Genomic DNA, 25,097 nt, shown 5'->3' with positions numbered 1-25,097 from the left:
TTGCGGTGAACCGTGGCAGCCGCTCGCGGGTGGAAAGAAATATGGCGTGGGGTTACGGGGACGTACGCACACAATTCACACCAGATTCTCGGTTTAAATGCCGTCCCCATCGGGGATAAAGCGATTAACGCTGCCTCGGAGCGCTGGGTGGGAGGCGGGAGGGCTGCCCCGTGAGCCGCTCGAAACATCCGAGAAAGGTCTCGCCACGCGGCCTCTGTCGGGGTATTCTGTGGCTCGGGAGGGAGTAATAATTGCAATCATCGTTGTCAACTATTGACGACTATCTGGATGCGCTGCCCACTGAACGACAGCAACCCGTCGAGCGTTTATTGACGGTTATCCGCGCCCAGATAGACCCGCGCTTCGAGGAGCGCATGATTTACGGGATGCCGGGCTGGGTGGTGCCCTTCAGCGCCTACCCGCACGGGTATCACGCTGACCCCGCGCTACCGGTTCCGTTTCTCAATCTGGCCAGCCAGAAGAACCACATTGCGGTGTATGACATGGGTCTGTACGCAGACCCGGACGAGTTGAGCTGGTTTGAGCGGGCCTACGCAGAGACCGGTTTTAAGCTCAATATGGGTAAGAGCTGCATCCGATTCACCAATATGAGCCGAATCCCCTTCGACCTCATCGGTGAACTGGCGGGGCGCATCGGAATGGATGACTACCTGGCGCGCTACGACGCCACCCGGCCCGTCCGCACGGCCTAGCTCGCTCTTCCCTGTCGTGTGGTGATGGTGCCCGCGAGAGCCCGTTGAACCCGCGCGATCAGCCGCCGTCTTTCCCCGGAGGGGGGAGGCGGCGTGCCGCGTGGGAGCGGGCTCCTCTCCTGTGCCCGCACGGGCACCGACCCGCTGCCCGTGCCGTTGGGCGTGCCGGTGAACCGGCGGGATATTAGGGTATTTGGGGCGACGAGTTTCGTAAAGCGCAATAAGTTTGTATGATCTACATCTGTAGGGGGAAGGTTCTGGCGTAAAAACTCGTTTTGTGCGCCTGAATATTTCGATACGAACCGACTCGATAGGGGATTTGAGAGTCGTCGTTCATACGTGTGATGTGTTTTGCGAATTTTTTTAGGGGTTCGCGGGACCGATCGCAGTAATCGTTCTCCTTTAACACTGGAAACCAGATTTGGGCTGTGCCCGAGGGGATCTGGCTTTGCATCATCAGCACATTAGGGAGTGTCATGCGTCAGTTTTTTGTGGGTAGGGATAGGTATAGGAAAAAGAGTGGTCAGCGTCGTGTGAACACGTCGCGGGCGCTCTCCTCGCTTCGGCGAGTGCTCTCCTCTGCGGGTGTTGGTGTCGTGGCGGGCGCGGTCATCCTGGGGGGGATGAGCCTCGCCCCTGCTCCGGCGCAGGCTGCGGTAGCAAATACGGTGATTACCTCGACAAAGGGGCCGCTGAACCGTATTGCAATGACCGACTTCTTTAACACGCAGGTGACCAGTAACGCGGTAAGTAACGCGGGGGCGTTCTGGGTGAACCCCAGCATGTCAACGTTTGTCAGCGGAAACTCGGGTATCGTTCTCGCTATTGATGGAACTGAGTACAACCTGGCGAACGGTAGTACTTCCACGACCAGTCGTGTCGTCACAAGCGGTGGTGCCGGGACCGCGATGGATCCCTTTTGGATTCAAACCCAGGGAACCATCTCGAGTAAAGGCGTGGTCACCGTCAAGCTGAGCTACGTGGAGGGCGATACCTTCTATCGCACCGACGCCTCCTTTAAAAACACGCGGGGTAACTCCAGCACCGCTCGAATCGGTTTCTACTACGACTGTTTTGTGGGTGGCGATGACGCCGGACACAGTCTCGTCCAGGACGGTACCGTTCCGGTGTGTCGCAGCGCGGATGGAAAAGTTAATATGGCGATTATGCCCACGGGCAAGGCCTACGTCGCAGCGGGGGAGGCGAACAACGGGGGCGTTTTTTCCCAGAAGCTCACTAACCTGCCCAACGCGTGTATTGGCGCTTCCTGTGGCACGGCGACCGCCGATAACGCTATGGCCGTAAACTTTGGCCTGCAAACCGTGCCCAATAACACCACGATCTCGAATACCCACTACATTAACTTTGATAGTCGGCTGAACTTCTCCGAGACGGAGATCGGTCACACGGCCAGCGCGACGGATGTGGCGTATGGCGACGAGTTCACCTACACCGTTACGGCAAAAAACATCGGACCGGCGAACACCACCCGGAACTCCGTGCAGTTCACCCTGCCCTCGCAGGTCACTTATGTATCGGATAACGCGGGCGGGGCGTACGACCCGACCGCCGGAACCTGGACCCTGAGCAGCGGTCTCGCCAACGGCGCAACCGCCTCACTGACGATTCGGGTGCGCGCCGCAGAGGTGGGAACGGCCACCTCCCAGGTCACCAGCGCGTCAAGCGATAATATCGCCGTGAGCATGTGTGCGCCGACCAACCTGGCCTACTGCGGCCCGGCCCAGAACGTCACCGTCACCCAGGTGGTTGCCCCCACGGCGGCAACTCTTGTGGCCGCACCCACCCAGGTGATTGCTGCCCCCTCGGCCCAGTCGAACATCACCCTGACCACTCGCGCCACCAACGGAATCCAGATGCTCACGGGGGCCGCAACGGTGGCCCTGAGCAGCACCCTGGGCACGCTCTCGAACGTGACAAACAACAACGATGGCACCTACAGCGCCACGCTCACCTCGAATGTCGTGGGCACCGCGACCGTGACCGGTACGGTGAACGGTGTGAGCATCCCGGCCACGGCGACGGTGGACTTTATCGCCGGTCCACCCGCCGCGGGCACCGGCCTCAGTACGCTCAACGTCTCCCCCGGGTCCCGGATGGCCGATGGCAGTCAGTCGCACACGGTAACCGTGACGATGACGGACGCCCAGGGCAACCTGATTTCTGGTAAAGCCAGCCTGCTCACGCTGGTGGCCGCCCCCGCAAGCGGCGTCACCGTCGGCAGCTTCAGCCAGGCCTCGCCCGGCGTGTACACGGCTGCCGTCACCTCCACCTCAGCCGGGGTGAAAAGCCTCACTGCCACCTACGACAAGACCGGTGTGAACCTCACGATCGGATCGGGCACCGCCACGTTTGTGGCCGGTGCACCCGCCGGAACCGGCCAGAGCATCATCTCGGCCACCACCGGTAACAAGATCGCCAATAACTCCGATGCCCACGTTCTCACGGCAACCGTGAAGGACGCCAACGGCAACCCGGTCTCGGGTGTCGCCGCACAGCTGAGCGTGCCCACCCGGCCCGCTGGTGTGAGCGTTGGCAGCTTTACGGAGGGGGCAGCGGGTGTGTACACCGCGCGGGTCACCTCGACGGTTGCCGCGCCCTCGAACCTTGCCGTGGTCTTCGACGCGGCCGGCGTAAACCGGGCCCTCGGCTCGGCCTCGGTCACCTTCGTGGCTGGACCCGTCTCGGCGGCCACCTCCACACTGACCGTGTCCACCGGACCCAAAACGGCCGGTGAGCAGAGCCACACCGCGCAGGTGACGGTAACGGATGCCCAGGGCAACCCGGTCAGCGGCCAGGCGGTCGTCTTCACCTCAACGGCAACCCTCTCCGGTTCGGGCACGGCCACCTCCAATGCGAGCGGTAGCGCGATCATTCAGGTGAGCTCTCTCGTCGCTGGCGAGTTCAGCGTTTCGGCCACAATCGGTGGCGCTGCGACGCTCAACAGCCCGCAGAAGGTCACCTTCGTGGCCGGTGCGGTGTCGCTCACCGCGGGTAAGACCCGCGTCTCGGCGACAACCGCCCAGGTGGAGGCCAACGGCACCGCAACGCACACGGTGACCGCGACGGTTCAGGATGCCAACGGCAACCCGGTTCCGGGCGCCACCGTGACCTTTACCCCCGCCGAGGCGGGCCTGTCGAGTGCCGATAACTTTACCCAGGTGACCGGTGCCAACGGCATCGTAACCCTCCGGCTCAGCTCAACGACCGCGGGCGACTTCCACGTTGCCACCGCGGTCAATGGGACGGACATCCCGGCGGCGAATGGCAACCCGGTGACGCTCACGTACCGCACCGGTGCGCCCAGCAGCGCTCAGTCATCCTGGACGGTCACACCCGATACTGCGGTGGTGGCCGACGGGAAGAACGCCTTTACCGCGACCGTGACGGTCATGGATGCGAACAAGAATAAGGTGGCCAATGCCCCCGTGGACTTCGCGGTTCCGGCCGAGGTGCGGATCACCGAGGCCGCGCCGTTTACCACGGATGACTCAGGCCAGGTTACGGTCCACTTCACCGCAACCGCCGCGGGCACCTACCCGGTGTCGGCAGCGCTCGGGGCCACTCGAATCGGTGCGGAGAAGCAGATCACCTTTACCGCTGGCAGCGTATTTTTTGGCGCGGGCGGTACCACGCTCAGCGCAACGACGGGTGGCCAGACGGCCAACGGGTCGGCGACGCACACGGCATCCGTTCTGGTTGTTGATCAGTGGGGTAACCCCGTGAAGAACGCCGATGTTGTCTTCCGGGTGGAGGCTCCGGCCACCGCCGCAACCGCGACCGCGGTGAAGACCGGTGCGAACGGCCGTGCCACGGTAGACGTCACGAGCGAGAAGGCCGGTGAATTCGACGTGACCGCCACGGTGAACGGCACCGCCGTGACCGAGGCCAGCCCGGCGACGGTGCGCTTTGTTGCGGGTGCGGCCACGGCCAGCGCCTCAACCTTCAGCGTGACCCCGAACGGCACCGTCACAGCCGATGGCACCGACGCGTTTACCGCGAAGGTGGTGGTGAAGGACGCGACGGGTAACCCCGTCTCGGGCAGCACCGTATCGTTTGGTCTGGGTGCGCCCCTCTCGGGTGCCGTGACCGCGGTGACCAACGCCAGCGGCGAGGCCACCACCCGGGTCACCTCCACCACAGCCGGTACCTTCCCCGTCTCCGCTTCGCTCGGGGGTGCCCAGGTGGGCGCGGATGCCAGCCTCACCTTTATCGCTGGCGGGGTTTTCGTCGGCACGGGTGGAACCACTCTGGGCGTCACCACGCAGAGCACCACCGCCGACGGTGTGGCCGACCACACCGCCACGGTGCGTGTTGTGGATCGCCACGGTAACCCGGTGACCGGTGCGGATGTTGTGTTCGCGGTCGAGCGGCCGGCGACGGCATCCACCCCGGCCACCGTTCGGACCGGTGCCGACGGTATCGCCACCGTTGGTGTGGTCTCCGAGACGGCGGGCAGCTTCGACGTGACCGCCACGGTGAACGGCACCGCCGTGACCGAGGGCAGCCCCGCCGCAGCGGTGTTTATTGCCGGTGCGGCTACGGCAGGCTCCTCCGAGTTTGTCGTGAGCCCGAACGATACCGTGACCGCCAACGGCACCGACGCGTTTACCGCGAAGGTGACGGTGAAGGACGCGAAGGGTAACCCGGTCTCGGGTCAGGTCGTTGCGTTCACGTTCGGTTCGCAGCTCACGGGGACGACCACGGTCGTCTCCAACTCTGACGGTGTCGCGATCAGTCGCCTCACCTCGCAGACCTCGGGATCCTTCCCGGTATCCGCCCTCCTCGGTGAGAACCCGGTGGGTGCGGTGAAGAACATCGTCTTTGCGGCCGATGCCCCCGTGGCTGGCGGCAGCGACTTCGCGGTGACCCCCGGTGGGGTGGAGGCTGACGGCCTCGCCACCCACACGGCCACCGTGACGGTGCGCGATGTCAATGGAAATCCGGTTCCCGACGTGGACGTTGAGTTCACGGTCGAGTCGCCCGCCGAGGGTAGCCAGACCGTGCGAAGCGACGCGGACGGTCTCGCTGAGGTCTCGGTGACCTCTACCATGGCCGGAAGCTTTGCGGTTTCCGCGAGCATTGGCGGTGACCCCGTTGGCTCCGAGACGGTGCTCTTCGAGGCGGGCGCGGCACACGCCGACCACTCCTCCTGGGTCATCACCCCGAACGGCCCGGTGACGGCCGATGGCTCGGCCGCCTACACGGCAGTGGTCACGGTGCTGGATGCCCACAACAACCCGGTACCGGGTGCCACCCTCACCTTCAGTCACCCCGCCGAGATTACGGCCACGGCCGGTCCCTACGTGACCGGTACCAACGGCACGGTGACCGTTCGGTTGACCTCGGCCACCGCCGGAACCTATCCGGTCACGGCCCTGCTGGGCGGCGACACTATTGGTGAGAACGCCAAGCTACGATTTGTGGCGGGTGCCGCCTCGGCCACCGCTTCCACTGTGGGGGCTACCCCGTCGATTGTGCAGGCCAACGGGACGGCACAGAGCGCCGTTACCGTGACCCTGAGTGACGCGGACGGCAACCGGGTCACCGGCGGCGGCGATACCGTGGTGATCAGCTCCGACCGGGGCGTGGTCTCCGAGACGACGGACAACGGTAACGGCACCTACTCGGCCACCGTCACCTCGCTGACGGGTGGCGCGGCCACCGTGAGCTACGTGGTCAACGGTGCCCCGGGCATCCGCACCGCACCGATCACGTTTGTGGCCACGCCGGCCTCGCCCATCCTGCTGCCCAGCAACGGTGGCAGCGTGAGCGGAACGGCTGCCCCCGGCACCACCGTCACGGTGTACGACGCGACCGGCCGGCCGCTGGGTCACGCGGATGTTCGGCCCGACGGCACCTTCACGGTGGCAACGGATACGGCGGTCGCCGACGGTGTTACCCTCACGGTAATCGTGGCGGATGTGCACGGCTTCGAGTCGGCGGCCATCCCGCTGACCGTGGATGCCGCAGCGCCCGCCGCCGCCAGCGTGGCTCCGTCCAACGGAAGCGTGATTTACGGTACCGCCGAGAAGTTCGCCACCGTCACGGTCTACGGCGCCGACGGCCTGCCCGTTGGCACCACACAGGCCGGTGCGGACGGAAAGTTCTTGCTGAGTTTCGACCCCGTGCTGGTGCACGAGGCGCAGCTGACGATCACGGTGACCGATAGCGCCCAGAATGTGTCGGCCCCGGCCGCACTGCGGATCAACGGTAGTGCCGTGGTGGCCCCCGGCACGGATCCGTCCAATGGAACCCGGTTCACGGGGTCTGGTGCTCCCGGTAACACCATTACGGTGATCCTGCCCGACGGCTCCGAGCTCACCACGGTTGTGGGTGAGGACGGGCGCTGGAGCAGTGAGGTACCGGCCGGAACCAAGCTGGCGGACGGCGACGCTATTCGGGTCATCCAGGAGAACGAGGCGGGTACGCTATCGCCGCCCACCACCCTCAGCATTGACACGGTTGCTCCGGATTCTCCGGTGGTGAACCCGTCTGGTGGGCGCACGATTACGGGTGGTCCGGTGGTGTCTGGTGACATCGTGACGGTGGTGGATGAGGACGGTGTTCTTATTCCTGGCACGGTGGTTGTTGATGGGGAGGGTGTGTTTACGTTTACGCCTGTTACGCCGTTTACGGAGAGCGAGACTCCTCGGGTGATTGTTACCGATCCGGCGGGGAACCCCTCCGTCCCGGTGGAGGTGCTGGTGGATACAACCGCTCCGGATTCTCCGGTGGTGAACCCGTCTGGTGGGCGCACGATTACGGGTGGTCCGGTGGTGTCTGGTGACATCGTGACGGTGGTGGATGAGGACGGTGTTCTTATTCCTGGCACGGTGGTTGTTGATGGGGAGGGTGTGTTTACGTTTACGCCTGTTACGCCGTTTACGGAGAGCGAGACTCCTCGGGTGATTGTTACCGATCCGGCGGGGAACCCCTCCGTCCCGGTGGAGGTGCTGGTGGATACAACCGCTCCGGATTCTCCGGTGGTGAACCCGTCTGGTGGGCGCACGATTACGGGTGGTCCGGTGGTGTCTGGTGACATCGTGACGGTGGTGGATGAGGACGGTGTTCTTATTCCTGGCACGGTGGTTGTTGATGGGGAGGGTGTGTTTACGTTTACGCCTGTTACGCCGTTCACAGAGAGCGACACCCCGCAGGTCATCATCACGGACCCGTCGGGCAACAGCTCGGTTCCCGTTGAGGTAGCGGTCGATACAACCGCCCCGGTGGCCCCCACGGTCAAGCCCTCCGATGGCTACAGCATTACCGGTGGTCCGTTGGTGTCTGGTGACACCGTGACGGTGGTGGATACGGACGGTACTCCCGTTTCCGGTACCTGTGTGATCACGGAAGATGGCACGTTCAGGTTCACGCCTACCACGCCATTTACGGAGGCGGATCAGCCGCAGGTCATCATCACGGACCCGTCGGGTAACTCCTCGGAGCCGGTTGCCGTTCTGGTCGATATGACCGTCCCGGAGAACCCGGTGGTGCGCCCGTCGAACGGCGGCACGATCACGGGTGGCCCCGTCGCTTCCGGCGACACGGTCTCGATCGTTGATGAGTGGGGTCGCCCGATTCCGGGCGAGCTGGTGATCGACGAAGACGGCACGTTCACCTTCACGCCGGAGACCGCCCTCACAGAGGACGACAGCCCCCAGGCGTTCATCACGGACCCGGCGGGCAACTCGTCCGAGCCGGTTGCCGTTGTGGTGGACACGACTCCGCCCGCGGCCACGGTCGTGGACCCGTCGAACGGCGGCACGATCACGGGTGGCCCGCTGGACCCGGGTGAGACGATTACGGTCGTGGATGAGAAGGGCGCCCCCGTTCCCGGAGATCTGGAGATTGACCAGGATGGCCGGTTCACCTTCATCCCGAAAACCCCGTTCACGGAGGACGATGCTCCGAAGGTGATCGTGATCGACCCGTCCGGCAACCCGTCGGCACCTGTTGATGTCCTGATCGACACGACCGCGCCGAGTGCACCGACGATTGACCCCTCCGCGGGCTCTACCGTTACCGGTAGTGGTGAGCCCGGTGGCACCGTCACCGTCACCAACCCGGAGAGCGGCGAGGTTATCTGCACGGTGCCGGTTGGCGACGACGGCCGCTTCGAGTGCGTGCTCAACCCCGTTCTTCCCGGCGACACCGAGGTGACGGTCACGGTGACCGACCCCTCGGGTAACCGCTCGGCATCGGTGAGCATCACCACCGATGACGAGGCCCCCGGGGAGGCAACCGTGGAACCATCCAACGGCCAGACGATCACCGTCCGTGACGTGGAGGGGCGGGCATCCGTCACCCTCATCGACGCGCAGGGCCGTGAGATTCCCACCGTGGTGACGCGGGCCGAGGACGGTTCGTTCACGGTTGTCCCGAGCACCCCGCTCACAGAAACCGATGTGGTGTTCATCGTGGTGACCGACCCGGCCGGTAACGCAAGCGCCGGCACCCGGGTTGCCACGGACACCACTCCGCCCACCGCCCCGGCGGTGAGCCCGAGCAACGGCCAGGTGGTGACCGGAGGGATTCTTGCGGTCGGCGACACCGTGACCGTTGTGGACGCCGAGGGCAACCCGGTTCCGGGTGTGCTGGCGGTAGACACGGACGGCCGGTTCAGTTTCGCGCCCGAGGTGCCGCTGGACACCGACGCACGGGTGACCGTTGTGGTCACCGATGCCGTGGGTAACTCGGTGCGGGTCGCCGTGGTGATCGACACCGAGGTGCCGACTGCGCCGAAGGTCAAGCCGACCGGCGGCGGCACGGTTACCGGATCCGCCGAACCCGGCTCCACCGTGACCGTCACGGACGCCGAGGGCAGCGTTATCGGTGAGGCAACCGCGGGCGCGGACGGTCTCTTCACGGTTACGCTCCACCCGAAGCAGCAGGAGGGGAGCACGGTGAATATTTCCGTAACCGATCCGTCCGGTAACGTCTCCGGTTCCGTCAGTGTTCAGGTGGGCCTGGCCCGCGTGGAGCTTCAATCGGACCGGCTGAACCCCGGTTCCACCCAGGTGGCGTATGGCTCTGGTTTCCAGCCGGGTGAGGTTATCAGTGGGGTGTTGCACTCCACGCCGATTGATCTGGGTACGCAGACGGCGGATGCCGAGGGTAACGTCGTCTTCACCGTGCTGGTTCCGGCCGATATCGAGTTGGGGAAGCACTCCGTTGTGCTGAGTGGTTCGTTCAGTGGCACGAGCTCGGCCACCTTCGAGGTGGCGGCGGTCAGCATCCCGGAGCTGGTGGTGACGGGAGGTACTCCCGTTGTTGCCGGGGCGGCTGCCCTGCTACTGCTCAGCGCGGGTGGTTTACTGCTCCTGGCTCGCCGTCGCCGCCTCATAGCGGTCGTCGCCGAGTAGATCCGGGGTGGCGGGCCACTACCCGTCGCCTCGTCACCATCCGGCCCCGAAGGGGGCCACCTCTCGCCCGGGGTCTTCCCGGGCGAGAGGTGGGTCACCGACACGAGAGTGTCTTGTGGTCCACCCACCATTGCAGAGTCCCCCCGGCGCATGTGGCTCAGAAGGTTTGCACGAATAAAGAAGGTTTGCACGAATGAATTGGGATGATTCTTCCTCAACCCCCGGCACAATTGCCCCCAGCGACGAGTCGCTGATTAACCGCGTTCGTGACGGTGATACCGCCGCCTACGCCGAACTGTGGGACCGATACGTGGAGGCGGCCCTCTTCGCGGCTCGACGTGTGGTGCGGTCCGAGGATGCGGAGGATCTCGTCGCGGAGGCCTTCGCCTCCATCCTGCAGACCATTAATGCGGGTAAGGGCCCCCGCTTTGCCTTCCGGTCTTACCTGATCACCGCGGTGAATAACACCGCTATTCGGTGGAATATGAAGGCGACTCGGATGCCGACCCAGCAGATCGAGAACCTGGAGGATACCCTGAGCGAGCCCGCCACGCTGAGCCTGGCCACCAACGAATTGCTGCTGACCGTGTTCCGCGAGCTGCCCGAGCGCTGGCAGCAGGTGTTGTGGTTCTCCGAGGTGGAGAAGATGCCGGTGACCGAGATTGGTCGCCGGATGGGTCTCAGCGCGCACAGCGTATCGACGCTGGCCTACCGTGCCCGGGAGGGCCTGCGGGATGGCTGGTATCAGGCGCACGTATCCGCCGCTCCGGCGGCGGAGGAGTGCCGCGAGACGATCAGTTTCCTCGGTGCCTTCTTCGCCCAGCGACTGAGCAGCCTGCGTCGTGTTCGGGTGATGGAGCATCTGGCCGGTTGCGCCTCCTGTTCGGCTATTGAGAGCGACATGACTCACGCCTCCACCGAGCTCTATACCGTGCTGCTTCCCGCGGTGGGCGTTGCGGGGGTTGGCGGGGGAGTCGCGGCCATTGCCGGTTCCTCGGCAGCTTCGGGGTCGGCGGCGGTCCTTGTGGGCACGCCGGGCGTAGCGGGTGGTGCGACGGCGACCGCCTCGGCGACGGTGCTGGGGTCGGGTAAAATTCTGGCCATCGTGGGTGGGTTTGTGGCCGCCGCTCTGACCGCGGGCGGTATCACTATCGCCGCCGCTCAGTCGGCCCCTCCCGTTGCCCCGGTGACAACCGCATCGGCGGGGCAGACGCCCATGCCCGACGCCGCCGGGGAAGACGCGGCGCTCGGTGCGGCCGCCGCCCCCAGCGCCGCGGCCGCTGTCGTGGGTCGTGACGCGGACCTCCCGCCGTGGCAGCAGCCCGAAGGTGTGGATACCCCCGCGGCCACGGGTCAGGCCTGGGCCGACCTCACCATTGACTGTGACGGCTGCGTGTTCGGTAGCGGTAGCGTCGTCCTCAGCGGTATGGCCTCGCCTGATGCCGATGTGACCCTGGTGTTGTCTTCGGACACAATGGCCCCACGAATCGTGCAGACCGTGGCTCACCCCGACGGGGTGTGGTCGGTGCGTCCGGGGCCGATAACCGACGATACCTACCAGGTTGTGGCCTACCAGTACGCGGCGGTGGCGGACCGGAACGGGTGGACCTCGCACAGTTTTTCTGTGGACACCTCGGTGGCTGTTGCGACCCCCGTCATTACCGACGTTGACACGGCGGATGGCCGGTATTTTCCCGTCGTTTCGGGTACCGGAACGGCCGGGTATCAGGTTATCGTCCGGGTCAACGGCGCCGTGGCCACGGCACCGGTTGCGGCGGATGGCCGCTGGACTCTGATCGCCGACAGCGGTGCCCGCGCGGGCACCAACGAGCTGGTAGCCCAGCTGAGCGACCCCGTGAGTCGAGCATCCGGTGCATTCACCGAACCGCAGAGCTTTGAGCTGCGCACCCCCGTGGTATCTATTGAGGGTTGGAATGTATCGGTGGAGTTCGACCCCGGGGCCTCGGTCACGCTGTGGGATCCCCAGGGTACCCTCGTGCATCGGATCACCAACGCGCGGGGTGAGGGTGGGGTGAGCCTGAGCGGCCGCACCACGGGGCTGATGCTGGACGCTTGTTATGCGAGCGAGGACGGCACCCGGTTTGGACCGACGGTAACGGCGGGCTGATCGGGTGCCGGTGAAACTGGGGGAGAGCAGGGTAAGTGCCGGATAAACGCCGTGCTGTCTCGCTGGACGGTTTATTTACGCAAAATATTTTTGTACTATTTCTGTAACCGGGAGAATTCCGGACGAAAAACCTCGTGTTGGGCGTCTGGATGTTGCGAAACGGATTGATCCACTGTGGGGCAGTGGTTGTCTCCGTTCTTACTCAACCTGGTTCCGTAAGTTAATTTGGGGATTTTCGGGACTTTTGACGATGATCGCTCTCCTTTAATACTGGAGGCCTTAAATCCAGACCCGCTGTCTGGGGGGATGTGGCCTGTCAACATCAGCACAGAGGGAGTGTTATGAGTCAGAAGTTTTTTGCGTGGAATCGCCACCGAGAGGGGGGCGGTGCACGGCGTGGGCAAACGTTTGCACGGTTCCGCCACGCGCTATCATCCGTGGGGATTGTGGCCCTGGTGGGTTCGGTCATCCTGGGAGGAATGACGTTTGCCTCAGCTCCGGCGCAGGCTGCGGTAGCAAATACGGTGATTACCTCGACAAAGGGGCCGCTGAACCGTATTGCAATGACCGACTTCTTTAACACGCAGGTGACCAGTAACGCGGTAAGTAACGCGGGGGCGTTCTGGGTGAACCCCAGCATGTCAACGTTTGTCAGCGGAAACTCGGGTATCGTTCTCGCTATTGATGGAACTGAGTACAACCTGGCGAACGGTAGTACTTCCACGACCAGTCGTGTCGTCACAAGCGGTGGTGCCGGGACCGCGATGGATCCCTTTTGGATTCAAACCCAGGGAACCATCTCGAGTAAAGGCGTGGTCACCGTCAAGCTGAGCTACGTGGAGGGCGATACCTTCTATCGCACCGACGCCTCCTTTAAAAACACGCGGGGTAACTCCAGCACCGCTCGAATCGGTTTCTACTACGACTGTTTTGTGGGTGGCGATGACGCCGGACACAGTCTCGTCCAGGACGGTACCGTTCCGGTGTGTCGCAGCGCGGATGGAAAAGTTAATATGGCGATTATGCCCACGGGCAAGGCCTACGTCGCAGCGGGGGAGGCGAACAACGGGGGCGTTTTTTCCCAGAAGCTCACTGACCTGCCCAACGCGTGTATTGGCGCTTCCTGTGGCACGGCGACCGCCGATAACGCTATGGCCGTAAACTTTGGCCTGCAAACCGTGCCCAATAACACCACGATCTCGAATACCCACTACATTAACTTTGATAGTCGGCTGAACTTCTCCGAGACGGAGATCGGTCACACGGCCAGCGCGACGGATGTGGCGTATGGCGACGAGTTCACCTACACCGTTACGGCAAAAAACATCGGACCGGCGAACACCACCCGGAACTCCGTGCAGTTCACCCTGCCCTCGCAGGTCACTTATGTATCGGATAACGCGGGCGGGGCGTACGACCCGACCGCCGGAACCTGGACCCTGAGCAGCGGTCTCGCCAACGGCGCAACCGCCTCACTGACGATTCGGGTGCGCGCCGCAGAGGTGGGAACGGCCACCTCCCAGGTCACCAGCGCGTCAAGCGATAATATCGCCGTGAGCATGTGTGCGCCGACCAACCTGGCCTACTGCGGCCCGGCCCAAACCGTGACGATCAGCCACGTGCTTGACCCCGCGTCGTCAACCCTGGTGGCCTCGCCTAACCAGGTGTTGGCCGCGCCGTCGGCCCAGTCGAACATCACCCTGACCACTCGCGCTGCCAACGGAGTGCAGCTGTTTACGAGTGTCGCTCCGGTGACGATGAGTACGAACTTTGGCACGCTCTCGAACGTGACAAACAACAACGATGGCACCTACAGCGCCACGCTCACCTCGGATGTTGCGGGCACCGCGACGGTGACGGCAACGGTTGATGGCGTTACTATTCCGGCCACGGCGAAGGTTGATTTCTTGGCCGGCCCGCCTGCGGTGGGAAGCGGTCTGACCGGTCTGGTTGTCACCGGTGGGTCGAAGACCGCCGATGGTGTGCAGTCGCACACGGCAACCGTGACGTTGAAGGATGCTCAGGGGAACCCGCTGTCGGGTAAGGACGGGCTGCTCTCGCTCGCTGCGACTCCCGCAACTGGGGTCACCGCTGGTAGCTTCACTCAGGTATCCCCTGGCGTGTATGAGGCCGCGGTGACTTCGACCGTAGCCGGTGCTAAGAGCGTGGCGGCCACCTTTGACGCGGCCGGTGCGAATCTCGCTATCGGTTCGGGTACGGCAACATTTGTGCCCGGCGCACCTACCGGTGCGGGCCAGAGTACCGTGTCGGCGACGACGACCCCCAAGCGGGCGAACAGCTTGGACGCTCAGACGTTGACTGTTCGGGTGAAGGACTCCACAGGCAACCCGGTTCCGGGAATTGCTGCTCAGTTGAGCGTGCCGGTGCTGCCGTCTGGCGTGAGCGTGGGGAACTTTACCGAGACCACAGCCGGCGTCTATACCGCGCAGGTCACCTCGAGTGTTGCCGCAACCTCGAGCCTTGCGGTGGTGTTTGATGCGACCGGGAGTAACGTTACTCTCGGCTCTGCTTCCGTTACCTTTGCGCTGACGCCGGTTGCACCGGTGGTGCTGCCGAGTAATGGAACCAGTCTGAGTGGAACGGCGACGCCGGGTACGACGGTCACCGTTTTCGACAGCAACGGTGATCCGCTGGGTCAGGCTACCGTTCAGCCCGATGGTACGTTTAACGTTGCTATCGCCGGGCCTGCTACCGAGGGGGCCACCCTCACGGCAGTGGTGTCGGACGCGGCTGGGCTTCAGTCGCCAGCTATCCCGTTTGTGGTGGATACGACTGCTCCGTCGGTTCCGGTTGTGGATTCGTCGAATGGTGTTGTTGTGACTGGTGGCCCGGTGGGTGCTGGTGACACGGTGACGGTTGTTGATGAGGACGGTAACCCGGTTCCGGGTGAGGTTGTTGTTGATGGCGATGGTATGTTCACGTTTACGCCGACGACTCCGTTTGTGGAGGGTGATAAGCCGCAGGTGATTGTGACTGATTCGGCGGGTAATGCGTCGGTTCCGGTTGATGTTGTGGTGGATACGACTGCTCCGTCGGTTCCGGTTGTGGATTCGTCGAATGGTGTTGTTGTGACTGGTGGCCCGGTGGGTGCTGGTGACACGGTGACGGTTGTTGATGAGGACGGTAACCCGGTTCCGGGTGAGGTTGTTGTTGATGGCGATGGTATGTTCACGTTTACGCCGACGACTCCGTTTGTGGAGGGTGATAAGCCGCAGGTGATTGTGACTGATTCGGCGGGTAATGCGTCGGTTCCGGTTGATGTTGTGGTGGATACGACTGCTCCGTCGGTTCCGGTTGTGGATTCGTCGAATGGTGTTGTTGTGACTGGTGGCCCGGTGGGTGCTGGTGACACGGTGACGGTTGTTGATGAGGACGGTAACCCGGTTCCGGGTGAGGTTGTTGTTGATGGCGATGGTATGTTCACGTTTACGCCGACGACTCCGTTTGTGGAGGGTGATAAGCCGCAGGTGATTGTGACTGATTCGGCGGGTAATGCGTCGGTTCCGGTTGATGTTGTGGTGGATACGACTGCTCCGTCGGTTCCGGTTGTGGATTCGTCGAATGGTGTTGTTGTGACTGGTGGCCCGGTGGGTGCTGGTGACACGGTGACGGTTGTTGATGAGGACGGTAACCCGGTTCCGGGTGAGGTTGTTGTTGATGGCGATGGTATGTTCACGTTTACGCCGACGACTCCGTTTGTGGAGGGTGATAAGCCGCAGGTGATTGTGACTGATTCGGCGGGTAATGCGTCGGTTCCGGTTGATGTTGTGGTGGATACGACTGCTCCGTCGGTTCCGGTTGTGGATTCGTCGAATGGTGTTGTTGTGACTGGTGGCCCGGTGGGTGCTGGTGACACGGTGACGGTTGTTGATGAGGACGGTAACCCGGTTCCGGGTGAGGTTGTTGTTGATGGCGATGGTATGTTCACGTTTACGCCGACGACTCCGTTTGTGGAGGGTGATAAGCCGCAGGTGATTGTGACTGATTCGGCGGGTAATGCGTCGGTTCCGGTTGATGTTGTGGTGGATACGACTGCTCCGTCGGTTCCGGTTGTGGATTCGTCGAATGGTGTTGTTGTGACTGGTGGCCCGGTGGGTGCTGGTGACACGGTGACGGTTGTTGATGAGGACGGTAACCCGGTTCCGGGTGAGGTTGTTGTTGATGGCGATGGTATGTTCACGTTTACGCCGACGACTCCGTTTGTGGAGGGTGATAAGCCGCAGGTGATTGTGACTGATTCGGCGGGTAATGCGTCGGTTCCGGTTGATGTTGTGGTGGATACGACTGCTCCGTCGGTTCCGGTTGTGGATTCGTCGAATGGTGTTGTTGTGACTGGTGGCCCGGTGGGTGCTGGTGACACGGTGACGGTTGTTGATGAGGACGGTAACCCGGTTCCGGGTGAGGTTGTTGTTGATGGCGATGGTATGTTCACGTTTACGCCGACGACTCCGTTTGTGGAGGGTGATAAGCCGCAGGTGATTGTGACTGATTCGGCGGGTAATGCGTCGGTTCCGGTTGATGTTGTGGTGGATACGACTGCTCCGTCGGTTCCGGTTGTGGATTCGTCGAATGGTGTTGTTGTGACTGGTGGCCCGGTGGGTGCTGGTGACACGGTGACGGTTGTTGATGAGGACGGTAACCCGGTTCCGGGTGAGGTTGTTGTTGATGGCGATGGTATGTTCACGTTTACGCCGACGACTCCGTTTGTGGAGGGTGATAAGCCGCAGGTGATTGTGACTGATTCGGCGGGTAATGCGTCGGTTCCGGTTGATGTTGTGGTGGATACGACTGCTCCGTCGGTTCCGGTTGTGGATTCGTCGAATGGTGTTGTTGTGACTGGTGGCCCGGTGGGTGCTGGTGACACGGTGACGGTTGTTGATGAGGACGGTAACCCGGTTCCGGGTGAGGTTGTTGTTGATGGCGATGGTATGTTCACGTTTACGCCGACGACTCCGTTTGTGGAGGGTGATAAGCCGCAGGTGATTGTGACTGATTCGGCGGGTAATGCGTCGGTTCCGGTTGATGTTGTGGTGGATACGACTGCTCCGTCGGTTCCGGTTGTGGATTCGTCGAATGGTGTTGTTGTGACTGGTGGCCCGGTGGGTGCTGGTGACACGGTGACGGTTGTTGATGAGGACGGTAACCCGGTTCCGGGTGAGGTTGTTGTTGATGGCGATGGTATGTTCACGTTTACGCCGACGACTCCGTTTGTGGAGGGTGATAAGCCGCAGGTGATTGTGACTGATTCGGCGGGTAATGCGTCGGTTCCGGTTGATGTTGTGGTGGATACGACTGCTCCGTCGGTTCCGGTTGTGGATTCGTCGAATGGTGTTGTTGTGACTGGTGGCCCGGTGGGTGCTGGTGACACGGTGACGGTTGTTGATGAGGACGGTAACCCGGTTCCGGGTACGCTGGTTGTCGATTCGGATGGTATGTTCACGTTTACGCCCGACGCTCCGCTCGATCCTCAGGCCCAGGTGACCGTTGTGGTGACCGACCCCGCGGGTAACTCGGTTCGGGTTCCTGTTGTGGTTGACACGACTGCTCCGGCAGCTCCGGTTGTGGACCCGACGGATGGCGGCGTGATCACCGGTTGTGCCGAGGTCGGTTCCACGGTCACGGTGCGAGACGCCGAGGGAATCGTTATCGGTGAGGCAGTCGCGGGTGCGGATTGCCGCTTCGCGGTGGTTCTCAACCCCAAGCCGACAACCGGTGCGATGTTGACCGTGACGACGACCGATCCGGCCGGGAACGTTTCCGGTACCGTGAAGTTTCGCGTGAGCCTGCCCCAGGTTGAGTTGGAATCGGCTCGGGTAACCTCCGGCAGTACCCAGGTTGCCTACGGTTCTGGTTTCCAGCCCGGTGAGGTTGTCAGCGGTGTGCTGCACTCCACACCGATTGAGTTGGGCAACCAGACGGCGGATGCCGACGGTAACGTGGTCTTCAGGATCACGGTTCCGGGTGATCTCGAGTTGGGTGAACACTCCGTGATTCTGAGCGGTTCCTTCAGCGGCGAGGCCTCGGCAACATTCGACGTGGTTGCCGGGTCGGGGCTGGCCCTCACCGGAAGCGCTCCCGGGATTACCGGGGCACTGGTGCTGCTGCTGCTCGGTGCTGGCGGGCTGCTGTTGGCTGCCCGTCGTCGCCGGGCGGAGGCTACGGCCTAACCCCGTACCGCCCTGTATCGCCATCCCCTGTGATGGTCGGTGTCTCGCCCGGAACTGTGTGTCCGGGCGAGACACCGGGCCGACGGCACGACTCCCGTTTGCCCATCCCCCCTCACGATCAAAGCCCCCACAGATAGTTCAGAAGGTGTGCAGGAATGAAGCGGGATGATATCTCCCCCACCGTGGAGGAGACCGGCCACGGTGACGAGGCCTTGATTGACCGCGTCCGTGAGGGCGATAACAACGCGTATGCCGAGCTGTGGGATCACTACGTCGCCGCGGCCCGCCACAGCGCGCGGAAGCTGGTGCGTCCTCAGGACGTTGATGACGTTGTTGCGGAGGCGTTTGCGACCACCCTGCACACCATCCGTGCGGGGAAGGGCCCGCGCGTTATGTTCCGCCCTTACCTGGTGACGACGGTGAAGAACACCGCTATTCGATGGAATACCAGGGAGAGTCGGTTCCCGACCCAGGACATTGATGACCTGGATGACGTTCTGGCGATGCCGGCAACGCTGAGCCTGGCAACCAATGAGCTTTTATTGAACGTGTTTCGTGAGCTACCCGAGCGGTGGCAGCAGGTGCTGTGGTTCTTCGAGGTTGAGAAAATGTCAACGGCCGAGATCGGTCGCCGGATGGGCCTCACCCCGCACAGCGTTTCGACGCTGGCTTTTCGGGCACGCGAGGGGCTGCGTGATGGCTGGTACCAGGCCCATGTCTCCACCGCACCTGTTGCCGAGGAATGCCGCGAAACGATGCGCTTTCTGGGTGCGTACTTCACCCAGCGGCTGAGCGGGATGCGCCACAAGCGGGTCGCCGAGCACCTGGCCGGGTGCGCATCCTGCTCGGCGAGGGGGAACGAGATGACGCGTGCCTCCACCGAGTTGTACTCGACTGTGCTTCCCGCTGTGGTAGCTGGCGGAGGTGTTTCTGCCCTCGTGGGCTCCTCCTCGGTGCCGGGAACGGCCGCAGCCCTGGTGGGTGTGGCCGCTCCGGTGGGTGCCAGCCTGACGGCAACCGCCTCCGCCCTGGGAGTGGGAAAGGTTCTGGCCCTGGCCGCGGGGGTCATGGTTGCCGTGATGGCCGTGGGCGGCGGCGTGCTCGCCTCGCTCCCGCAGACGCCCACGTCCACCCCGCCGGTACCCGCTGCGACCGATCAGGTGCAGCCGGACGCAGACGCCGAGGCGTCCCTCAGCGATTCGGGTTCGCCCACGGCCGCGGACTCCACCACTCTGGTGGGATTCTCCTCGAATCCTCCGCCCTGGCAGGCGGCGGCTGAGGCCGAGCCTGCGGATGGTGAGCTCACCTTTGACTGTGACCTGTGCGTGTTTAGTGAGCGCAGCTTTGCGCTGAGTGGCACCGCCTCACCCCATGCCGAGGTGACTCTGGTGTTGTCCTCGGCCACGATGGCCCCCCGAACGGTGCAGACGACGGTCGGGCCGGATGGGCTGTGGTCGCTCAATCCGGGGCCGATGGCCGATGGCAGCTATCAGGTGGTGGCCTATCAGTCGATAGCGGGGGAGCGCAGCGGGGAGGTCTCGCAGCAGTTCTCGGTGAACTCGGCGGTTACCGTTGCGGCCCCCGTGGTGACCACGGTTGACACCGGGGACGGTCGGTACTCTCCCCTGGTATCCGGCAGGGGAACTGCGGGCCAACAGGTTTTTGTGTGGCTAAATAATGTCCTGACCACGGGGGTTGTTGCCGCGGACGGTACCTGGAGTGTGAGTGCGGCTCACGGTGCTCGGGCGGGCAGTAACACCCTGGTGGCTCAGCTGGTTGACCCGGTCTCCCGGGTGTCCGGCGCGCTAACGACACCGTGGGATTTTGAACTGCGCACCCCCCACCTGGCCCTCAACGGCTGGACCGCTTCGGTTGCCTTTGACCCCGGCGCCTCGGTGATGGTCTGGGGCCCGCAGGGGGCGCTGGTGCATCGGGTGGGGAACGCACAGGGGAGTGCCACGATGAGTCTGAGCGGTTCGATCAGAAACCAGCCGACGGGGCTGGTGCTGGAGGCCTGCTACGCGAGCGAGGACGGCACCCGGTTCGGTCCGACGGTCACGGCGCGCTAATCGTCGGCGCGGATGCTCCGCTCCCCGGGTAGCAGCCCCAGCTCAATCGCGAGGGTCACGGCGCGGGTGCGGTCGCCCACGCCGAGCTTCTCGAATGCGCGCACCAGGTGCGTCTTGACGGTTGCCTCGCTGATGTGGAGCGCGGTGGCGATCTGGCCGTTGGTTTTTCCTGCCGCCACGACCCGTAGCACCTCGAGTTCCCGGGCGCTCAGGGTGGGGTGGGGCATCCGGGGCGGAGTGGGGGTGCGCATCCGGGAGACGAGCGCCGCGGCGATGGTGGGGGCCAGCACCGTTCCACCCCGGGCCACCGAGCGGATGCCCGACACGATCTCCGACTCCGGCGACGCCTTGAGGAGGTACCCGCTCGCACCCGCCTCGATTGCTGCGAGAATGCTGTCGTCGCTCTCATAGGTGGTGAGGATCAGCACCCGGGTATCCGGGTGGGTTGCGGTGATCTCGGCGGTCGCGGCGACGCCGTCCCCGCCGGGCATCCGCAGATCCATCAGCACCACGTCAACGTGGTGGGCCTCCACCAGGCGCACGGCCTCGGGCCCGCTTGACGCCTCGCCCACCACCAGGAGGTCGGGGATATCGCTGAGTGCACCGATAATCCCGGCCCGCACGATGGGGTGGTCATCGACGACGAGGATGTGGATGGTGTCGGTCTGCTCGCTGGTGTCTGTCACGCCGAGGCTCCTTCGGTGCGGGGTGCCGCCCCCGGGAGTGTCACCGTGAGGCGGGCGCCGCCGCCCGCGGGGAAGTCGAGTGTGACGGTGCCGCCCACGAGCGCGAGCCGGTCGCGCATCCCATCGATTCCGAATTGGCCACCAGCGGCCCTACCCGGGGTGGTGGCGGATGACGCACCCCGTCCGTTATCGGTGACCGTGAGCACGGGCCCGTCCGGTGTCTCCCCGAGGTGCACCGTGACCCGGCTGGCCGCGGCGTGTTTGCGCACATTGGCGAGTGCTTCCTGCACACAGCGCAGCAGCACGACCTCGTGGGGTCTGGGCAGTTCGGTGACGGTGTGTGCGGTGAGGGTGAGCCGGACATCCACACCCGTTTCGTGGCCAAAGCGGTCGCAGAGGCGGTGCAGGGCATCGCTGAGTGACCCGCCGGCGGGGGAGGAGGACATGGTCGCGACCATCACGCGGGTGTCGGCGAGGGCCGCGACGGCGCTCGACTCGATCAGGTTGAGGGTGTCCAGCAGGGCCACCGTATCGGTGCGGGGGTCGCTGCTCGTCTCGGGCCGGTTCACCCCCGCCGCGAGGGTGCGTGCCCGCCGCGAGAGCATGACCACACCCGTGAGCGTCTGGGCGATGGTGTCGTGCAGGTCGCGGGAGAGCCGGGCGCGCTCCTCGACCGCACCGGTCTCACGGTTGAGGGCCGCGATGGTGTCCTGCTGCCGGGTGAGGTCGGCGAGCAGCCGGGCGTTTTCTTCGCCGTAGCGGTGGATGCTGGTGATCCACAGCCCCATCCCCAGGCTGAAGATGAGGGAGGCCCCCGCGATGCCCCACACGCTCGGGGACCAGAACGGTTCGTTCATCCCGATGGCGGCGGTACTGCCGAGTGCGGTGGCGGCCACCACATTCAGGGTGATGGCCTGGCGCGTGGTGCGGGAGGTGGACCACAGCAGCGGGTACATGATCACCTGCACGGTAAACATATTGGGGTTGAGGAAGGTGAGCAGCGCGCCGATGGCGATCAGGATCAGCTGGGGCGGCCAGGTGCCGTTGTGGCTGGTAATGGCCCGCCACCCCGAGACCACCACGTAGACCGGAATGGCGAGGATACCGGCGATGCTCAGCCCGAGCGTCGCCCCCTCGCTGAGCCGGTCGGTTCCCCCGCTGGCCGTGGTGGCCAGGGCGAGCCCGAGGAGCACCAGGCAGGATACGAGGAGCGCCAGCGTCCACCCTCGTTTGCTCTCCATGGTCTCCACTTTCTCATACACGGTCGGTGTGTGCCGGTGCCGACGGGCGGGCCTTAGCGGATGGTCCGGCCGATCCGCCACGATCCGAGGAGCACAAACACCACCCCGACCGTGGCGAGGGAGGCGACGATGATCCCGGTGGTGAGGTCCACGCCGCCCAGGGAGCCGGTGATGCCGTAGAAGGTTTGCACGGTATCTATTGCGGGTGCGTTGCCGCCGGCGAGGGTGTCCAGCGAGTCGGCGGTGAAGGGTCGGCGGAAGAGCATCGCGGCCTGGCCAAACGGTAGGGCGTTCATCACGGTACCGACGGCTTCCGGCAGCACGCCGATGGGGATGTAGGCACCGGCGAGGAACCCGATGCCCGTGCCCACGATCGTGCTGAGCGCGGAGAACGCCCCGTTGCTGGCCACAAACGTGACAACGCAGCTGGAGATTGCGGCGCAGACCGCGCTGGAGAGCAGCACGGAGAGGAGCACCTGCCCGAGGTGGGCGGCCGAGAGCCCGCCCCCGCCCACGCTCAGGTAGAGCTGGCCGACCGCGAGCACCACCAGGGTCATCACGACGGCGATCACAAACGTGGAGAGCAGGTAGCCCAGGATGAGGTGCACCCGCCGCAGGGGGGACACCAGGAAATCCTGGAACCGGCCGGATGCCCGGTCCTCCACGAACACGGACAGGGCGGCGAGTCCCGTGGTGAGCGAGGTAATCATGGTGATACCGGCGAAAACCCAGCTGTTGATAAACATCTCAACCTGGGCCGCGGTGGCCTGGGGAAACTGTTCGTGCAGGCTGTCGATCAGCTGTTGGCCGAGGAAAAACGCGTAGAGCAGGAAGAGGATGAGCGCCGAGAGGAGCGAGAAAAACACGCCCATTCGGTCGCGAAAGAAGAGGCTTAGGTTGCGACGGGAAAGGGTCCAGATGGCGTTCATACGGCGGTATCCTCGGTGCGGGTGGGTGTGCTGGGTGTGTGGGCGGTGGCGCTCGGGGCGTCACCCGTGACGGCGAGAAAAACGTCGTCCATGGTGCCGTGCCGGAACTCAAAGTTGGTGATGATCGACTCGTGTGCGGTGAGTACCTCAATCGCCTGGGAGCTCGTCTCAACCGTCACGGCAACGATTGTGTGTACGATCTCGCGCCCCGCCTCGGGTGTGGCGCGCCGGGTCGTCGTCGCGGGCAGGCCGCGCTCGGCGCACCAGCTGCTGAGGGCGTCCGGGGCTGTGGTGGTCAGGCTGAGCACGCTGTGGCTGTAGGTACTGCGCAGTTCGGTGGCCGTGCCGCGCACCGCGATGCGCCCCGCCGTGACGATGCACACCTCGTCGGCTCGCTCGGTCTCCTCCATGTAGTGCGTGGTGAGAAAGACGGTGATGCCCTGCGTCTCGCGCAGGGTGCGGATGGTGTCCCACACTTTTTCCCGGCTCTGCGGGTCGAGGCCGGCGGTTGGCTCATCGAGAAACAGGATGGCTGGCCGGTGGATGAGCGCACGGGCAATATCCGCCCGCCGCTTCTGCCCGCCGGAGAGGGTGCCGTAGCGTCGGCCCAGCACCTCGGTGAGGCCGATCAGCTCGGCAAGTTCGCGGATGCGCCCCCGGGCATCCGCCCGGCTGAGCCCGTAGAACGCGGCCCGAATAACAAGATTCTCGGTCACCGTGAGCAGCGGGTCGAGCACGGAGGCCTGAAACACGACCCCGATCTGGTGGCGGATGCCGTCGTTATCGTTGCCCCGGGTGTTGCGGCTCACCTCGTGCCCCAGCACCGTGATCGACCCCGAGTCGAAGCCCTGCACGGTTGTGATGCAGCCGATGGTGGTGCTCTTGCCGGCCCCGTTGGTGCCGAGGAAGGCGAACACGCTGCCCGCCTCAACGTCGAACGAGATATCGGTGACGGCGTGCACGTCCCGGTAGGTTTTGGTGAGGTTCCGCACGGAGATGGCGGTTGGTGTTGTCATATTTCTATGCTGACACTCTCGGCCTGGGCGCACGAGAGTCCGTGTGATTGAACCGGTGTCAACCGGTTGATGGACACCCGCCGCCCAGGTCTTATTGTGGGCCCCAGGTTTGTCCGACTTCTTGTCGTTCAGAAGCTTCTCCACCCACCGGGGGCGAGGCTCCGGTGTGGGGCACTCTCGGTACCGATCTTCGTGCTGGTTCCGTTCCCATTCTGTGAGTAACGCTCAACGAGCTATGTTTTACTCGAACGTGCGTTCGAATAAATGCTAGAGTGGCGAGCATGAACAGTAGCAGTCACGTGCAGAATGCCCTCCAGCGATACTTTGCGGCATTGGGGAGTTCTGACCCTGTGGATCTGAAGAACGCGTTCAGCGAGGATGCTGTCTGGTCTGCTCCAGGACGCCTCCCTAATTCGGGAATCTGGCGAGGGAGCGACGCGATCGTCAATGAATTTTTCCCCATCGCACACTTGCGTATGACACCCAACTCGTTCGCCACAAAGATGCTCAGCATGACTATCGGCGAAGACAACGCAGTCGTTGAATGGGAGGCCACGGCCGAGACAATAACAGGTAACTCCTACCAAAACCGATACATGGCCAATTTCATTGTCCGCGATGGCAAGATCGTCGAGGTACGGGAATACTTTGACACACAACGCGGCGAGATGCTTTTCGCCTAAAGAAACCCCGCCAATGACAGAAACGGTCCACTGTACCGAGTTTTGGTAGAGCGGGACGTTT

10 protein-coding genes are annotated in these 25,097 nt (G+C 63.8%); 6 read left to right on the top strand and 4 right to left on the bottom strand.

Translation table 11 applies throughout. The features are described from left to right. The first annotated feature begins 251 nt into the window (after positions 1-251). From FB466_RS03525 to FB466_RS03505, 5 genes are all read left to right on the top strand, one after another. Positions 252-713, top strand: coding sequence for a DUF1801 domain-containing protein (locus FB466_RS03525; RefSeq protein WP_141915886.1), 462 nt, complete (start codon positions 252-254; stop codon positions 711-713). Positions 714-1,246: 533 nt separating this feature from the next. Then, entirely contained in the window at positions 1,247-10,096 is an 8,850-nt protein-coding gene (locus tag FB466_RS03520) for an Ig-like domain-containing protein (RefSeq protein ID WP_170206003.1), read from the top strand. Positions 10,097-10,289: 193 nt separating this feature from the next. Continuing rightward, entirely contained in the window at positions 10,290-12,224 is a 1,935-nt protein-coding gene (locus tag FB466_RS03515; protein ID WP_141915883.1) for a sigma-70 family RNA polymerase sigma factor, read from the top strand. A gap of 341 nt (positions 12,225-12,565) precedes the next feature. Further along, positions 12,566-18,412: an Ig-like domain-containing protein gene (locus FB466_RS03510; protein ID WP_141915881.1), complete on the top strand. Its 5,847-nt coding sequence runs from the start codon at positions 12,566-12,568 to the stop codon at positions 18,410-18,412. Positions 18,413-18,567: 155 nt separating this feature from the next. Further along, complete coding sequence (locus FB466_RS03505; RefSeq protein WP_141915880.1) at positions 18,568-20,481, top strand: sigma-70 family RNA polymerase sigma factor; 1,914 nt, start codon at positions 18,568-18,570, stop codon at positions 20,479-20,481. Here the strand turns inward: FB466_RS03505 and FB466_RS03500 are convergent. Genes FB466_RS03500 through FB466_RS03485 form a run of 4 tightly spaced genes read right to left on the bottom strand, consistent with a single transcriptional unit; the run spans position 20,478 to position 24,353 of the window. Then, positions 20,478-21,167, bottom strand: coding sequence for a response regulator (locus tag FB466_RS03500; RefSeq protein WP_246054510.1), 690 nt, complete (start codon positions 21,165-21,167; stop codon positions 20,478-20,480). The genes FB466_RS03505 and FB466_RS03500 overlap by 4 nt on opposite strands. Beyond that, complete coding sequence (locus tag FB466_RS03495) at positions 21,164-22,408, bottom strand: sensor histidine kinase (RefSeq protein WP_141915878.1); 1,245 nt, start codon at positions 22,406-22,408, stop codon at positions 21,164-21,166. The genes FB466_RS03500 and FB466_RS03495 overlap by 4 nt, the downstream gene beginning before the upstream one ends. Before the next feature lie 53 nt (positions 22,409-22,461). After that, complete coding sequence (locus FB466_RS03490; RefSeq protein WP_141915876.1) at positions 22,462-23,337, bottom strand: ABC transporter permease; 876 nt, start codon at positions 23,335-23,337, stop codon at positions 22,462-22,464. After that, a complete protein-coding gene (locus FB466_RS03485; protein ID WP_141915874.1) occupies positions 23,334-24,353 on the bottom strand; it encodes an ABC transporter ATP-binding protein in 1,020 nt (339 codons plus the stop codon). Before FB466_RS03485 ends, FB466_RS03490 begins: the two co-directional genes overlap by 4 nt. Before the next feature lie 281 nt (positions 24,354-24,634). Between FB466_RS03485 and FB466_RS03480 the strand changes: the two genes are divergently transcribed. Beyond that, a complete protein-coding gene (locus tag FB466_RS03480) occupies positions 24,635-25,036 on the top strand; it encodes a nuclear transport factor 2 family protein (protein ID WP_141915872.1) in 402 nt (133 codons plus the stop codon). Positions 25,037-25,097 lie beyond the last annotated feature (61 nt).

The sequence above is a fragment of the Klugiella xanthotipulae genome (genome assembly GCF_006716695.1).
Classification (GTDB): Bacteria; Actinomycetota; Actinomycetes; order Actinomycetales; family Microbacteriaceae; genus Klugiella; species Klugiella xanthotipulae.
This window is presented reverse-complemented; position numbering and strand designations above follow the sequence as displayed.